This window comes from Marinobacterium sp. xm-m-383, assembly GCF_013283255.1.
In the GTDB taxonomy this organism is placed as follows: Bacteria; Pseudomonadota; Gammaproteobacteria; order Pseudomonadales; family Balneatricaceae; genus Marinobacterium_E.
Genome location: NZ_WBYT01000001.1, coordinates 705,626 through 721,198, shown reverse-complemented (window position 1 = coordinate 721,198; position 15,573 = coordinate 705,626). Strand labels below are relative to the sequence as shown.

Annotated in this window: 16 protein-coding genes; 3 read left to right on the top strand and 13 right to left on the bottom strand. The window is 49.1% G+C overall.

All coding sequences use genetic code 11. The annotated features are described in order from the left end of the window. Positions 1 to 6 precede the first annotated feature (6 nt). From ahpF to gloB, 9 genes are all read right to left on the bottom strand, one after another. A complete protein-coding gene (ahpF, locus tag XMM383_RS03460) occupies positions 7 to 1,554 on the bottom strand; it encodes an alkyl hydroperoxide reductase subunit F (protein WP_173494515.1) in 1,548 nt (515 codons plus the stop codon). An 83-nt stretch (positions 1,555 to 1,637) separates the two neighbouring features. Further along, the gene (gene ahpC / locus XMM383_RS03455; RefSeq protein WP_173482111.1) at positions 1,638 to 2,204 is read right to left on the bottom strand and encodes an alkyl hydroperoxide reductase subunit C; all 567 of its coding nucleotides are present in this window, start codon (positions 2,202 to 2,204) and stop codon (positions 1,638 to 1,640) included. A gap of 115 nt (positions 2,205 to 2,319) precedes the next feature. Continuing rightward, entirely contained in the window at positions 2,320 to 3,915 is a 1,596-nt protein-coding gene (locus tag XMM383_RS03450; protein ID WP_173482110.1) for an ABC transporter ATP-binding protein, read from the bottom strand. Beyond that, positions 3,912 to 4,937, bottom strand: a complete 1,026-nt coding sequence (locus XMM383_RS03445; protein ID WP_173494514.1) for an ABC transporter permease — start codon at positions 4,935 to 4,937, stop codon at positions 3,912 to 3,914. Before XMM383_RS03445 ends, XMM383_RS03450 begins: the two co-directional genes overlap by 4 nt. Positions 4,938 to 4,940: 3 nt before the next feature. After that, entirely contained in the window at positions 4,941 to 6,032 is a 1,092-nt protein-coding gene (locus XMM383_RS03440; RefSeq protein WP_173494513.1) for a microcin C ABC transporter permease YejB, read from the bottom strand. Further along, positions 6,032 to 7,834: an extracellular solute-binding protein gene (locus XMM383_RS03435; protein WP_371731515.1), complete on the bottom strand. Its 1,803-nt coding sequence runs from the start codon at positions 7,832 to 7,834 to the stop codon at positions 6,032 to 6,034. Before XMM383_RS03435 ends, XMM383_RS03440 begins: the two co-directional genes overlap by 1 nt. Before the next feature lie 69 nt (positions 7,835 to 7,903). Beyond that, a complete protein-coding gene (locus XMM383_RS03430) occupies positions 7,904 to 8,152 on the bottom strand; it encodes a hypothetical protein (RefSeq protein WP_173494512.1) in 249 nt (82 codons plus the stop codon). Continuing rightward, positions 8,152 to 9,753: a LysM peptidoglycan-binding domain-containing protein gene (locus XMM383_RS03425; protein ID WP_173494511.1), complete on the bottom strand. Its 1,602-nt coding sequence runs from the start codon at positions 9,751 to 9,753 to the stop codon at positions 8,152 to 8,154. The genes XMM383_RS03430 and XMM383_RS03425 overlap by 1 nt, the downstream gene beginning before the upstream one ends. Positions 9,754 to 9,874: 121 nt before the next feature. Then, positions 9,875 to 10,648, bottom strand: coding sequence for a hydroxyacylglutathione hydrolase (gene gloB / locus XMM383_RS03420; RefSeq protein ID WP_173482105.1), 774 nt, complete (start codon positions 10,646 to 10,648; stop codon positions 9,875 to 9,877). 79 nt (positions 10,649 to 10,727) lie between these two features. Here gloB and XMM383_RS03415 point away from each other — a divergent pair, with 79 nt between their 5' ends. Genes XMM383_RS03415 through dnaQ form a run of 3 tightly spaced genes read left to right on the top strand, consistent with a single transcriptional unit; the run spans position 10,728 to position 12,645 of the window. Then, positions 10,728 to 11,495 carry a class I SAM-dependent methyltransferase gene (locus tag XMM383_RS03415; protein WP_173482104.1) on the top strand — a complete coding sequence of 256 codons (768 nt, stop codon included), beginning with the start codon at positions 10,728 to 10,730 and terminating at the stop codon, positions 11,493 to 11,495. Further along, positions 11,492 to 11,926, top strand: coding sequence for a ribonuclease HI (gene rnhA / locus XMM383_RS03410; protein ID WP_173482103.1), 435 nt, complete (start codon positions 11,492 to 11,494; stop codon positions 11,924 to 11,926). The genes XMM383_RS03415 and rnhA overlap by 4 nt, the downstream gene beginning before the upstream one ends. Beyond that, positions 11,926 to 12,645 carry a DNA polymerase III subunit epsilon gene (gene dnaQ, locus XMM383_RS03405; protein ID WP_173482102.1) on the top strand — a complete coding sequence of 240 codons (720 nt, stop codon included), beginning with the start codon at positions 11,926 to 11,928 and terminating at the stop codon, positions 12,643 to 12,645. Before rnhA ends, dnaQ begins: the two co-directional genes overlap by 1 nt. On the opposite strand, the gene XMM383_RS03400 is transcribed toward dnaQ, so the two are convergent. The 4 genes from XMM383_RS03400 to arsC are packed head-to-tail and all read right to left on the bottom strand — an operon-like array spanning position 12,633 to position 15,561. Continuing rightward, positions 12,633 to 14,252, bottom strand: a complete 1,620-nt coding sequence (locus XMM383_RS03400; RefSeq protein ID WP_173494510.1) for a SufS family cysteine desulfurase — start codon at positions 14,250 to 14,252, stop codon at positions 12,633 to 12,635. The genes dnaQ and XMM383_RS03400 overlap by 13 nt on opposite strands. Continuing rightward, positions 14,252 to 14,626: a DUF2069 domain-containing protein gene (locus XMM383_RS03395; RefSeq protein WP_173482100.1), complete on the bottom strand. Its 375-nt coding sequence runs from the start codon at positions 14,624 to 14,626 to the stop codon at positions 14,252 to 14,254. The genes XMM383_RS03400 and XMM383_RS03395 overlap by 1 nt, the downstream gene beginning before the upstream one ends. 10 nt (positions 14,627 to 14,636) lie before the next feature. Continuing rightward, positions 14,637 to 15,215 (bottom strand): NAD(P)H:quinone oxidoreductase, encoded by a 579-nt coding sequence (gene wrbA / locus XMM383_RS03390; protein ID WP_173483477.1) that lies wholly within the window; start codon positions 15,213 to 15,215, stop codon positions 14,637 to 14,639. 1 nt (position 15,216) lies between these two features. Next, positions 15,217 to 15,561, bottom strand: coding sequence for an arsenate reductase (glutaredoxin) (gene arsC / locus XMM383_RS03385; protein WP_173483478.1), 345 nt, complete (start codon positions 15,559 to 15,561; stop codon positions 15,217 to 15,219). Between the last annotated feature and the right edge of the window lie 12 nt (positions 15,562 to 15,573).

The following is a 15,573-nucleotide window of genomic DNA, read 5'->3' as shown; positions in this document are numbered from 1 at the left end:
TTCGACTTAGTTTCGAATCAGGTGATCAAAGGCGGATAGAGAGGCTGTAGCACCGGCACCCATCGAGATGATGATCTGTTTGTAAGGCACGGTGGTTGCATCACCCGCTGCGAATACGCCTGGTACATTGGTAGCACCGCGATCATCGATCTGGATCTCACCAAATTTGGTTAGCTCAACGGCACTCTCTTTTAACCACTCAGTATTTGGCACTAAGCCGATCTGAACAAATACACCTTCTAGCTCAACGCTGTGAGATTCGCCAGAGGTGCGGTCGGTATAGATCAAGCCGTTAACCTTACCATTCGCTCCAGTGATCTCTGTGGTTTGCGCGTTCTTGATAATGGTGACATTAGAGAGCGAGTTTGCTTTGTCTTGCAACACTTGGTCTGCACGAAGTGTGTCACCAAATTCTAAAACGGTTACTTCACTGACCACACCGGCAAGATCGATAGCTGCTTCGATGCCTGAGTTGCCGCCACCAATAACAGCTACGCGCTTACCTTTAAACAGTGGGCCATCACAGTGTGGACAGTAGGCAACGCCTTTGCCTTTGTATTCCGCTTCACCTGGGACACCCATCTCACGCCAGCGGGCGCCCGTCGCCATAATAATGGTTTTCGACTGTAGGTTTGCACCGCTCTCTAAGTTCAGTTGATGTAGGCCATCGGCTTCAGAGAGGCCCGCTGCGCGTTGCGCCGTGATGATATCTACGTTGTACTCTTTAACGTGCTGTTCCATGTTAGAGACCAGTTTTGGTCCCTCTGTGTAGGGAACTGAGATTAGGTTCTCAATGCCCATGGTGTCTTGAACCTGACCACCAAATCGCTCGGCGACTAAACCGGTGCGAATCCCTTTGCGAGCTGCATAGATAGCAGCGGCTGCACCTGCAGGACCGCCACCTACAACGAGTACATCGTATGGGTCGCGTTCCGATAGCGCTTCTGCTTCGCGCTCAGCACCGGCAGTATCAAGCTTCGCTAGAATCTCTTTGAGCTCAGTACGCCCTTGGGTAAATAGTTCACCGTTCAGGAATACAGCGGGTACGGCCATCACCTCACGCTCTTCTACTTCAGATTGGTAGAGTGCGCCATCGATCATCGTGCTGGTGATGTTTGGATTTAGGCGTGCCATCAGGTTTAGAGCTTGCACCAAATCCGGACAGTTTTGACAAGAGAGCGAGATGTAAGTTTCAAAATGGAACTCACCCTCAAGGCTCTTAATCTGACTCTGAACCTCTTCAGGCTCTTTGCTTGGGTGTCCACCGGCTTGAAGAAGAGCAAGAATCAGAGTTGTAAATTCGTGACCCATTGGAATACCGGAGAACACAACACGTGGTTCAGCATCGGCTTCACCAAGAATGGCCATGCTTGGCACTCGGTGATGATCCCAATCAGTTAGCGTAATTTTGTCGCTACGCTCAGCGAGCGTTGTCGCGAGCTCTCTAAGTTCGTTACCTTTTGCTGAGTCGTCAGCAGCTAACTTAAGCTCAATCGGTTGTTTGATGTAGCTAAGGTACTGGTCCAACTGTTGGACAATATTTGGCTCTAGCATGATGACCTCATGAATAAAAAATAACTAAGCTTTAGAGAGAAACGAGGCTGCGAGTGCAGCCTCGGGAAAGGACTTAGGTCCGATTAGATCTTACCAACAAGATCCAAAGATGGTGCTAGAGTCTCAGCGCCTTCTTTCCATTTAGCAGGACATACTTCGCCTGGGTGAGCAGCAACGTACTGTGCAGCTTTGATCTTGCGAAGAAGTTCTGATGCGTCACGGCCTACAGAACCAGAGTTGATCTCAACGATCTGAATTTTACCTTCTGGATCGATAACGAAAGTACCGCGCTCAGCAAGACCTGCTTCCTCGATCATTACGTCGAAGTTGCGAGAGATCTGGCCAGTTGGATCGCCGATCATTGGGTAAGTGATTTTACCGATCGTCTCAGAAGAGTCGTGCCATGCTTTGTGAGTGAAGTGAGTATCAGTTGATACTGCGTAGATCTCAACACCGATCTTCTGGAACTCAGCGTAGCTGTCTGCAAGGTCACCTAGCTCTGTTGGGCAGATGAACGTGAAATCTGCTGGGTAGAAGAAAACAACAGACCACTTACCTTTAAGGTCAGCTTCTGAAACTTCTACGAATTCGCCAGCGTGGAATGCTGTTGCGTTAAATGGTTTAACTTCCTGGTTAATGTAAGCAGACATTCTGTCTTCTCCTTGGTTGGTTAAATTGTCATGTTTCAAGAATGCGACGAATCTTAAAGTTCGCCGACAAAAAGGTAAAATTAATTGTAACTAATGATGTTATTAATAAATGCTATCAGGCAGTCTCTTTTTCAAGGGCTGATGCAGAAATTAATTCGCGGGTGTAATCCGTCGAAGGGGCATTAAAAATAGCCTCTGCAGTGCCAGATTCAACCACTTTGCCACCTTTCATCACCATAACGCGGTGACTTAACGCTTTTATGACAGCGAGATCGTGGCTAATAAAAAGATAGCTTAGTTTATATTGGCGTTGCAGGGATTGAAGTAGATCAATGACCTGTTTTTGAACCGTTCTGTCGAGGGCAGAGGTCGGCTCATCTAACACGATTAATTTAGGCTTTAATACCAGTGCTCGCGCGATGGCGATTCGTTGTCGCTGGCCACCTGAGAACTCATGCGGGTAGCGATGTCTAGATTCTGGATCTAGCTGCACATCCAGAAGGGCTTGAATGACAGCGGCTTCTCTCTGTTCAGGTGAGAAACTCTGTTGTACTTCCAGCCCCTCACTAATGATCTCTGCCACAGTCATTCTCGGGCTGAGGCTACCGAAGGGATCTTGGAAAACGATCTGGGCAACACGGCGATGAGGTCGCATCTCCTTTTGGTTGAGCGAATCAACACGTCTGCCATCTAGCCATATCTCACCTTCGCTTTTGGTCAGTTTCAGAAGGGCAAAGGCCAGGGTTGATTTACCTGACCCTGATTCACCGACAATACCCAATGTCTCGCCCTTTTTGATCTGCAGATCGATGCCGTCAACCGCTTTAATGTGATCATAAACGCGTTTTAGAAGGCCCTGAGTTTTAGGAAACCAGACTCGAATGTTTTTAGCTTCTAACAAGGTGTTAGCGTCTGCTTCAACAGCAGCGAGGTCGCGCACAGGTTCTGCATTGAGCAGTGTGTTTGTGTAGGGGTGGTTGGGTGCATTAAACAGTGTAAGAGTATCTCCCTGCTCAACGACCTTTCCCTGTTGCATGACGAGAATTCGATCGGCGTAACGCTGCACAACATTCAGATCGTGAGTGATGATCAGTATGGCCATTCCCAATTTTTGTTGCAGTGCCATCAGCAGATCTAATATCTGCTTCTGTATCGTGACATCCAACGCAGTGGTGGGTTCGTCGGCAATTAGAATCTCGGGTTCGTTGGCTAATGCCATCGCAATCATGACACGCTGGCGCTGACCGCCTGATAGCTCGTGGGGGTAACTTTTCAAACGGGATTCAGGTGATGGGATACCCACCAGCTCTAGAAGCTCTATCACTCGTGTACGGGCCTTAGAGCCCGATAATCCCTTATGCAGTTTAAGCGATTCAGCTATCTGTTTCTCGATGCTATGAAGCGGATTAAGAGAGGTCATCGGCTCCTGAAAAATGTAGCTGATTCGGTGGCCTCTTATTGATCGAAGTTCGGCTTCTGTTGCGTCCTGAAGATCTTTCCCCTGGAAAACGATCGAGTCTGCTTGTATCTCTGTCTGCTCAGGCAGCAGTTTCAATAGCGACAGGGCTGAGACCGATTTGCCTGAACCCGATTCGCCAACAATCGCCAGTGTTTCACCTGCGTGTAGAGAAAAACTTAGATTCTCTACAGCTGCTTCAGGCTGATCAGGAAATCGAATCGATAAATGTTTTACGTCTAGAATCGGTTTCATCGGCTCTGTTTCCTGGGATCAAACGCGTCACGAACACCTTCACCAATAAAGATCAGTAACGTCAGCATGATAGAGAGTGATAAGAAAGCGGTCACACCTAACCAAGGTGCATGAAGATTCTCTTTGCCCTGTGCCACAAGTTCACCTAAGGATGGCGAACCGGGTGGTAGGCCAAAGCCAAGAAAGTCGAGCGCGGTTAATGTCACCAGTGCACCATTAAAGATGAAGGGCATAAACGTCAGAGTCGCAACCATAGCATTGGGAAGGACATGCTTAAACATGATGACTGAGTTCGGTTGCCCTAGAGCCCTTGCTGCTCTGACATACTCTAGGTTGCGTGCACGCAAGAATTCAGCGCGCACCACATCCACCAAATTCATCCATGAGAAGAGCAACATAATCCCTAGCAACCACCAGAAATTAGGCTCCACTAGGCTGGCTAGAATGATCAATAGGAAGAGAACCGGCAGACCGGACCAGATCTCAATGAAACGCTGCATCAATAGATCGATCTTGCCTCCGTAATACCCCTGTAAAGCACCCGCCACAACGCCAATAACTGAGCTGGCAAGGGTCAGGACCGTGGCAAACAGTATCGAGATACGAAAACCGTAGATCAATCTTGCCGCGACATCACGCCCCTGGTCATCAGTGCCTAACCAGTTGTCGGTAGTAGGCGGAGAGGGGGCCGGTTGGTCCAAGTTAAAATTGATTGTGTCGTAGCTGAACGGGATAACGGGCCACCATAGAGTGCCGTTTTGCTCCTCAATCAGTTCAGTAATATAGGGATCGCGGTAGTCGACCGGTGCATCAAAGTCACCGCCAAAATCGGTCTCTGTATAGTTTTCCATTAACGGATAGAACAGCCCTTGATCCGTTTTGATTAGGATCGGTTTGTCATTTGCGATCAATTCAGCAAAGAGCGACAGGGTAAACAGCAACATAAAGATCCAAAACGAGTAGTAGGCTCGTCGGTTGCTTTTAAACTGTGCAATGCGTCGCTGAGTAATGGGTGATGCCATCGTTTAACCCTCTCGACTCTCAAAATCGATACGAGGATCGACAAGGGTATAGGTGATGTCTGATACCAGCTTTAATAGAAGCCCCACTAGGGTGAAGATGTAGAGCGTACCGAAAATAACAGGGTAATCTCGGTTGATAACCGCCTCATAGCCAAGCAGCCCTAAACCATCCAGTGAGAAGATCACCTCAATCAACATCGATCCTGTGAAGAAAATACCAATCAATGCAGCAGGCATACCCGCTATGATCAGTAGCATGGCATTTCGGAATACATGGCCGTAAAGAACCTGATGCTCGGTTAAACCCTTAGCCCGAGCGGTCAGTGCATACTGCTTATGGATCTCATCAAGGAAGGTGTTTTTAGTCAGCATGGTCAGCGTTGCGAAGCTGGAAATAACGGACTCTAGGATTGGTAGAGCAAGGTGCCAGAAGTAATCCCCGATTTTTTCGATCAGAGTCATCTCTTCAAATCCGGGTGAAGTTAAGCCTCGCAACGGAAACCACTCAAAGTAGGTGCCGCCGGCAAATAGTACGATCAGTAAAATAGCAAACAAGAAGTTTGGGATCGCGTAGCCAACAATGATGATGCTGGAACTCCAGATATCAAACGGGGAGCCATCTCGAACCGCTTTTCGAATGCCTAAAGGAATGGAGACTAGGTAGGTGATCAGTGTGGTCCATAGCCCAAGAGAGATCGAGACAGGCATCTTTTCGATAATCAGATCAACCACCGGTTTATCACTGAAAAAACTACGGCCAAAATCGAAGGTTAGATAGTCTGTCAGCATCTTAAAAAACCGCTCATGGGCCGGCTTGTCAAAGCCATAGAGTTGTTCGATCTCAGCAACCAGTGCGGGGTCCATGCCTTGGGCACCCCGATATTTTGAATCGCCGCCTTGTGCATCGGCGCTGATATCTGAACGCTCTCCTGAACCAATACGACTGGTCGCATCAACCGAAAAACCCTGTAGGTGAGCGAGAGCTTGTTCAACCGGTCCACCAGGCGCCAGTTGAATAATTAGGAAGTTCAACAGCAAGATACCGAACAGCGTCGGTATCATGAGCAGTAATCGTCGAACAATGTACGCTGCCATTATGGCTTAGCCCACCAGGTATCCAGTCCAATGGTGTAGGTGGGGCGAATCGCAGGTAACTCAAATTTATCCCAGTAGGCGACACGGTGTGAGTCGATGTGGAACTGAGGCACCACAAAATGGTTCCACTGCAATACTCGATCCAGTGCTCGAGCACGCAGCACAAGCTGCTCACGATCCGGAGCTTGAATCAGAAGCTCCACTAACTGATCAATCGCGGGATCTTTGATGCCGATTAGATTTCTGCTACCGGGTTGATCGGCGGCTTCCGATCCCCAAAATTCGCGCTGCTCATTGCCTGGTGAGCTGCTCTGTCCAAAGCTGCCGACGATCATGTCGAAGTCAGTTGAACGAAGACGATTAATATACTGGGATACATCAACGATGCGGATGCTGACCTGCATCCCCAGTTTCTCTAGATTTTGAATAAAGGGTGCAACGACGCGTTCAAAATCCTTTTGCACCAGTAGTATTTCGAAATTGAATGAATCTCCGGCATCATTAACCAATTTGCCATCTTTTAGTGTCCAGCCAGCCTCTTTTAAAAGTTTAAGTGCTGTGCGAAGTTGAGTTCGGTTGCGCCCATCCCCTTTGGTGGTTGGCGCTTGGTAAACGGTTGTAAACACCTCATCCGGAATCTGGCCTCTGAACGGCTCTAAAATGGCCAACTCTTTTTCACTGGGTAGTTCAGTGGCGGCCATCTCTGAATTAGAGAAGAAACTGTGACTGCGAGTGTATGCGCTGTAAAACAGGTTGGCATTGGTCCACTCAAAATCGAAGCCGTGTGCGATGGCTGATCGAACACGAGGATCACTGAACTTGTCGAGGCGCGTATTCATGATAAAGGCTTGCATACCAGCCGGGTTGGCATCAGCAATCAGCTCCTTCTTAATACGACCCTCATCAAATGCCGGGCCCGTATAGCTGGTCGCCCAGTTTTTAGAGGAGTTCTCCTCTCTAAAGTCATACTCTTCAGCTTTGAATGCCTCCAGTGCGACGGTGCTGTCACGGTAGTAATCAAACTGCATGGCATCAAAGTTGTAGCGACCGCGGTTAACCGGAAGGTCGGTTCCCCAATAATCTGGGTTGCGCTTGTAGGTAATGGTTCTACCCGCTTCAAAAGAGTCTACAACGTAGGGCCCTGAACCCAAGATAGGGTCCAGCGAAGGCTTGGTGAAGTCTCGTTCTTTCCAATAGTTCGCAGAGAGAATAGGGACCTCGCCAATGATCAATGGCAATTCGCGGTTCTCTTCACTGCCAAACTCAAAACGGACAGTATGGTCTGTAATAGCGGTGATTGAACGGATGTCGCGGTAGTAAGCTTTGTAGAAGGGTGAGCCCTGTTCACGCAATAGTCTGAAGGTCTCGATGACATCGATTGCTGTCACAGGGGTACCATCGCTGAAACGTGCCTGCTTACGAAGATCAAACTCAACCCAGGCTCTGGATTCAGGCATACGGACCGCTTCGGCTAGTAAGCCGTACTGAGTGAAGGGTTCGTCGTAAGAGCGAGCCATCAGGGTGTCAAAGGTTAATCCGGTACCATCCGCTGCTGTGCCTTTGATAATAAAAGGGTTAAAGCTATCAAAAGTGCCGTTGGCGGCCTGTTTAAAAACTCCGCCTTTAGGTGCTTCTGGGTTAACGTACTCAAAATGACTAAACCCTGCATCGTATTTCAGGTCGCCGTGCATCGCGATCCCGTGCGAAGACTCGACACTGGCATGAGCCGTCAGTGCAACGGCGAATGAGAGAATGGCGCCTATTTTTTTTATGGAATTTTTTTGAATAGAACCCAAAGCCACGGAAACCTCCAACGAAACAGTTTATAAAACTATACGTTAGAAATAGGGTGCAAGGGTTAAAAATTCAACTTATTTTGTTGAATTGAGTGACTCAGCAAGCTTTTCCAGTTGCTGATGACGTTCGCCACGAGGCGTCTCTTGGCTTTTAAGCTGCTGATCCAACTCCATCAGCTTAGTCAGCTTAATTTGATCGCCCATCGAGAGACTGCGAATGAGGTCTTGATCAACCCATTCGCGGATGCGTTTCATCACAACTACTTTGAAGAACACAGCTAGAACCACCGAGATTACGATGATTGCAATGCCTAAAGTATCCATTAGCCCTGCTCAGGTTGTTTAACGCGAAGGGGTTGGCCTGGCATCAATAGGGTATCGATGCTGATGTCGTTCCATTTAAGCAGTTGCTGAACACTGATGTTGTGGCGCTGCGCAATGACGCTGAGGTTATCACCCTTGCGGACCAAGTACTGTGCAGTTGAAGAGGCTTGAGCATCGGCTTTGAAAATCGCTAAACGCTCACCAATTTTAAGCGTCTTAGAGGTGCCAAAGTTGTTCCAGCGAGCGATCGACTTGTGATCAACGCCGTAGATTTTCGCAATTTTCCAGAGCGAATCACCGGATTTAACCGTGTGAAGAATCTTTTTACTGCCTGCGGGTGCGCTCTTGCGGATACTGGCGGTGCGACGTTGCGTATCACTCAAGCGGTACTGGCTGGCATCAACCAGCGCTGATGGGATCAATAGAGATTGGCCAACGCGAATCAGAGAACTTTTCAAATCATTCGAGGTCTGAATGGTCGAAATGTTTGTGTTAAAGCGCTTAGCGATGACCGATAAGCTATCGCCAGGCTTAACTTCGTAACGAGCCCAGTTGATTCTGTCTGAAGGGGCGAGTGATGCTAGTTCGGTTTTAAAGCGCGCCGCGTTATCAACCGGAACCAATAGCTGGTGCGGGCCTTCTGGGTCCGTAGCCCATTGTGAAAATCCCGCGTTGAGCCTGTAGATCTCATCCAGTTCCACTCCGCTCAACTCAGCAGCGCGTGACAGATCAATCTGCCCCCCAGTATCGACGATTTCAAAATAGGGTTTGTCTGCAAGAGGTGCTAAAGCAAGACCATGCTTCTCGGGGTTTTTGAACACCTCAGAGATCGCTAGAATTTTAGGGACGTAGTGGCGAGTCTCACGCGGCAGTTTTAGATTCCAAAAATCGGTTGGCTTGCCGGCTTTTTTATTGCGTTTAACTGCACGACCTACGGTTCCCTCACCGGCGTTGTAAGCGGCCATGGCCAACAACCAATCCCCATCGAGGTAGTCGTGCAGATACTCTAGGTAGTTCAATGCCGCATGCGTTGATGCAACAATGTCGCGTCGACCGTCGTACCACCAGTTACGTTTAAGACCGAAATGATCGCCGGTTGCTGGCATGAACTGCCATGCTCCAGACGCTTTAGCCGGTGATTTGGCAAATGGGTCGTAAGAGGACTCTACTGCTGGTATTAGAGCGATCTCTGCCGGCATGCCACGTTTGATCACTTCATGCAGTACAAAGTGGTAGTAACGAGAGGCGCGGCCTGTTAAGCGGTTCAAATATTTGTCGTGCTCAACATACCAATCGATATGCTGTTGAACGACCTTTTTGTCCAGGTTGTGGTTGAGTCGCATGTTGTTGCGGGTTATTTCCCACAAGTCTGCTTTCTTTGGATCTTTCTCAAGTTCTAGAAGTACCGATTTAATCGGGGCTTCATCCCACTCTGGCTTCACTTTGGGTTCGGTACGCTGAACAAGAACAGGCTCGCTCTCAAGCACCTGGACAGGCTCGGTTGGACTCTGCTGTGCGCTCTGTTGTGTCGCGACGGTCTGACAGCCTGCGAGTGTGATCGCAAGGGCGCCAACCATCAGTGTCGATTTCAACTTTGCCATAGTGCCTTTCTGGACATTTATACCGAAAATTTAAAGCCGCAATTCTACCTGTGAGGGGCTATTGGGTCAATTTCATTAATTTTCTGTTAAGGAATAAAAAGTCCACTTCATAGATCACTATTTAGAAGCTGTTCTTCCATTCTCGCAGTGCCGCCAAGGTCTCGACTCCAGCAGAGAGTGTTTGGTTAGAATAGTGGCTGGCGCTTTGAATCAATGCCGCTTCACGCGTTCGCATGTAGGGGTTTATCTGGCGTTCTAATCCGATGCTGCTTGGCAGTGTCGGTCTGTTATCGGATCTTAGCTGTTCGCATCGAGTGATCGCTTGGTCGATGTCACTATTTTCTGGGTCAGCGGCTTTGGCAAAGGCCAGGTTGGCTAGAGAGTACTCATGCGTACAGTAGACCTCGGTCGCATCCGGTAGGCTTGCAAAGTAGTCCATTGCTTTTTGCATCTGATCTGCACTTCCCTCAAACAGGCGACCGCAGCCAGCTAAAAACAGTGTATCGCCACAGAACAGCTGCGGTGTATCGCCGTTAACTAAGTAGGCGATATGATCCAGAGTGTGTGCAGGGACAGCTTTGATACATAGAGACGCCCCAAACAGCTCAATGGAGTCTCCGTCAGATAGAGGGTGTGTTACACCAGGAAACTTTGACTCAGATGAGCCGTAAACAGGCACTGAGTATCGCGCATTCAAGGCGTCAACACCGCCAGTATGATCTCGGTGGTGATGGGTGACTAGGATAGCAGCCAATGTTTTGTTGGATTGAGTCAGATGCTGTTCAACCACATCCGCATCACCTGGATCGACAACGGCAATGGATGAGTCATCAGGTGATTCGATGACCCAGATATAGTTATCGTCAAATGCGGGTAATGGGGTTAGCTTAAACATCCTGAACTCCGAGGCTGAAATTTCCCCTCAGGTTACCTAGAATAGAGATCAATGAGAACCTCATTTGAAGGTGAAAACGATGAGTAGTGTGACTGATTTGAACGCAGTCAGCGAACTGCAAGCCTGGTACGACTCAGAGTTGGGGCAGCAGTTTTTGGCACAAGAGCGCCAGATGATCGAGCGTGCATTGCTCTCCGTGCAGGGCAGTCGTCTATTACAGGTTACTTTGGACGGTCGTCAGTGGCTCTGTGATACAGCCAGAGCTCAGCACGCTGTATTGGTTGCTCCTAGAGTTGAGCTAGGGATGGAAGAACGAACCCTAATTGCAACGCCAGAAGAGCTGCCCGTGCAGTCGGCGGTCATTGATATTTTGGTATTGCACCATGCTCATGAGTTTTCTGCGGATCCACACCAAGTTATTCGTGAAGCGGCCCGTATCCTTCGCCCTGGTGGTCATCTGATTTTGTTGGGTTTTAATCCGACCTCCTGGTTAGGGTTGCACTCACAGTTTAAGAGAAATCAGGGCGCCCCTTGGCGTGCCCAATTTATCTCGCAACACCGTTTAGGCGATTGGTTTAAGTTGCTGCAGCTCTCATCCTTAGGTGGGGACTCTAAAGAGTTCAACTACCCTCTGGAGAGTAACCAGTGGCGGCAACGGATCAGGCCTGTGGCCAAGGTGATTAAGGCGTTGCCGTTTAAATCAGGCAACCTGTTCACAATAACAGCAAGAAAAGATGTAGCGGGACTCACACCACTGCAACCGCAGTGGAATCGTCGTCTACTTGGCAAGTTACAAGTGATAGAATCTAAAGCAACAAGTGCTGGTGTAAGGCGAAATAAGAGTTGAAAGTAGTCAAGATATATACCGACGGGGCCTGTAAAGGTAATCCTGGGCCTGGTGGTTGGGGTGCGCTATTAAGTTATGGCGGTGCTGAGAAAGAGATGTGGGGTGGGGAGCATGAAACCACCAATAATCGCATGGAGATCATGGCGGCTATCGAATCGCTAGAGTGTTTAAAACGACCCTCTAAGGTAATTCTCTACACAGATTCGGAATACCTGCGCAAAGGGATCACAGAGTGGATCCACGGCTGGATGAAGCGAAATTGGAAAAACTCCCAGGGCAAGCCGGTTAAAAATGCCGAGCTTTGGCAGCGACTTCATCAGGCGACACAACAACATGACATTGAGTGGCGATGGGTTAAGGGCCATAGTGGTGATCCAGGTAATGAACGAGCCGATCAGTTGGCTAATCGCGGATATGAGGAACAGCTCTAATGAGTCGTCAAATTGTACTCGATACTGAAACCACCGGTCTTGAGCCCGAAGAGGGTCACAACATCATCGAGATCGGTTGTGTGGAGATGGTGGCACGCCGCTTAACCGGTAACAACTACCATCAATACATTCTGCCCGATCGTGAGGTTGATGCTGAGGCGATGCAGGTCCACGGCATTACCAATGAATTTTTGGCAGACAAGCCTAAGTTCAATGTTGTGATGCACGAATTCATTGAATACGTGCGTGGTGCCGAACTGATCATCCATAACGCGTCGTTCGATGTCGGCTTCATTAATAAGGAGTTTGAGCGCAACGGGATTAAAGAGCGCATCGAAGAGTTCTGTACGATTACCGACAGCTTAGCCTTAGCGCGTAAAAAACACCCTGGTCAGAAGAACAACCTAGATGCTCTCTGTCGTCGGTACTTTATAGATAACTCGCACCGTGAATTGCACGGCGCCTTGCTCGACTCTGAAATCCTAGCCGATGTCTATTTGGCGATTACGGGTGGTCAAACCGCCTTGAGTCTATCGGTGGATGGGCAAGATGAAGAGGGTGGTGGACAGCGAATCAGACGCCTTACTCCTGAACAGGTTTCTGGTCTTAAAGTGTTGAAAGCGAGTGAAGATGACCTCACTGAGCACGAACGTTTTTTGGATATGCTGGATAAGAAATCAGACGGCGCTGTGTGGCGAAACCTTTCTCAGGAGTCATGAGACTCTAGCCATTCAATCAAACGTTGAATGGCGTTGCCACGCGTGCGACTCAACTGCCTTTCCAAGCCAAGGTCCGTTAGGTAAGTCTTGATCTGTTCGACAGTGGATCCCTGATCAATCTGGTGCTTAAAAAGCTGAATCAGAGCAGTAATCTGACGGCTCTCTGAGCACCCATCGAACTGAATAAAACCCTTTTCACTACTCAGTTTTAGCCAAGTCTGACTGGCACAACCTGTGACGAGATTTTCTGGTCGCTTTAGGCTTGGGTCTATTGAGACTGATCCCAAACTCATCAGTGCATTCAGTCGTGTTGGCCAATCTTTCGCTTGCTCAACCTGTTCTATCCAAAGCTTTGCTGAATCGCTATTCGATGTCTCATCACTCGTCACAGGTTGATGGCTACAGAGTGAACGCAAAAGGGCGATACAAGTGTCTAGCTCTTCAATTGTGTTATAAAACGCTAAAGAGATGCGCACAGAAGAGTGCAATCCAAATGACTGCATGAGCGGTTGCGCGCAGTGGCTACCGGCACGAACAGCGATGCCCTGTGCATCGAGTTGAGCGGCTATGTCGTCGGCATTGATCGTCTCATGATAGAAACTCACAATGGGTAAGCTGAACTCTCCAGCAGGGAGTATTTTAATCCCCTCTATGGATTTGAGTCCCTGCAAGAGGTGACTGGTCAGTTGCTGCTCGTGCTCTTCTATCTCTGCACGGTCTAGATTGTTTAGGTACTCAGCGGCAGCTGCCAATCCAATGGCGCCGGCAATATCGGGCGTGCCCGCTTCAAAGCGCAGCGGCGCCTCGGCATACTGGGTCTCAGTTAAGCTGACCGACTCAATCATCTCGCCGCCAACTTGCCAAGGGGGCATTGCATTAAGCAGAGCCTCTTTCCCGTAAAGAACCCCAATACCGGTCGGACCAAACATCTTGTGACCCGAAAACGCATAAAAATCAGCGTCAAGATCCTGCATGTCCAAGACCAGGTGCGGTGCCGCTTGAGCCCCATCGATCAGAGTCGTTAGGCCCTCTCTCTTGGCCAGTTTTACCATCTCTTTAATGGGGTAGACGGTGCCTAGGACATTGGAGGCGTGGGGTAGTGCCACCAGTTTTGGATTGAGTTTAAGGTAGCTTTGGTACTGATCTGAATTGAGTTCACCTGACGCTGTCAGTTCGATGACGTCTAAGTGGGCGCCAACCTGCTGCGCTAATCGCTGAAACGGAAGAATCGCAGCGTGATGAGCAGAGATAGCGATAACAATGCGATCACCTGCCTTGAGAATGGGTCTTAGGTAACTCTCGGCGACGAGATTGAGACCTTCGGTTGCACCTCGAGTCCAGACAATTTCATTGGGTTTAGCATTAATGAACTGTGCTAATTGACCTCGAGCCTGTTCAAAGTGTGCGGTTGCTAGGCTGCTCAGGTGGTGAGCCGCACGGTGAACATTGGCATTCTCTTTCCGATAAAACTGAGTTATTGCATCGATCACTTCGCGCGGTTTTTGAGTGGTAGCCCCGTTATCGAAGTAGATCAGGGGGTTCCCATCAACTCGTGTATTGAGGATAGGAAAGCTCGAACGTATTCGTCGCAGGGTTTGGCTGTCCATCAGTGACTGGTTTGCTCACGCAGCCAGCGACTCTGCCAGCGTGTATACATCATCGCAGCGGTAAACAGAGTCGAAATCAACAACACTTCAATCACACCATAGAGGGCTAAATGGGGTTGGATAGCCGTCAGTACACTGCCCAAGAAATAGAGCAGCAATACGAAGCAGAGCCAAGCGTGAGGACGCGGTGTGCCCTTTAATATAGCGGGTGTAAAACCGATCAGTGGCAGTAAGTGAACCAGCCAAATCACCCAAGGGTTATCTCCAGAACTCGGTGCTAACCATAAGAAACGTAGAGTGTAGAAGATTAAAAGGGCGATAAAGCTGACACGGGTAATTAAACCACTGATTGACGCTTTGCGTTGTAGAGACATGTTAACTCCTTTAACGACTGCTCAAACGCTGCGCTAGGGTACCTAAACGTTTACCCTGAGCGACGGCAATTCTCTGTTCGTCTTGTGATAGGCGGTGACTGTTTTGCGATACCTGACTGGCACCGTAAGGTGTGCCACCACGGGTGGTTGAGTGCAGTTCAGCAACATTATAGGGAACACCGACTAACAGCATTCCTTGATGGATCAAAGGCAGAGCCATAGAGAGCAGCGTACTCTCTTGACCGCCATGCAGTGAGCTGGATGAGGTGAACAGTGTTGCCGGTTTATCGATCAGCGAGCCAGACAGCCACTCTGACGTGGTCGTCTCGATAAATGCGCTTAACGCACTGGCCATATGACCAAACCGGGTTGGACTTCCTAATGCTAGGCCTGAGCACTCTCTTAAATCGTCCTGTGTGACATAGAGTGTCCCTTCACTATCTGCGAGGTCAGACGTTTCTGCATCCGGAACGGTTCTTATTTGAGCGTTAATACCAGATTGTTCAATGCCCAGTGCGATCGATTCAGCCAGCGCACGGGTCGCGCCATGACGACTGTAGAATAGAACCAGTACGTACGGCGCAGACATATTACAGAATCTCTAATACTTGCTCAGGAGGGCGGCCAATGCGCGCCTTGTCACCGTTGATCACAACGGGACGCTCCATCAGTTTTGGGTACTCAACCATAGCGGCAATCAATGCATCAGCTGAGGACTCTTTAGTCAGACCGGCCAACTTGAACTCATCCTCTTTGGTGCGGACTAAGTCGATAGGTGTGACACCCAGTGCAGCGATCAGTTGGCGCAGCTCATCGGCGGATAGAGGCTCTTTTAAATATTCACGAACGGTGAGTTCAGCACCTTGCTCTTCAACCAGTGCCAAAGTTTGACGTGATTTAGAACAGCGAGGGTTGTGAAGAATAGTGATGCTCATTGAAATAGTTCC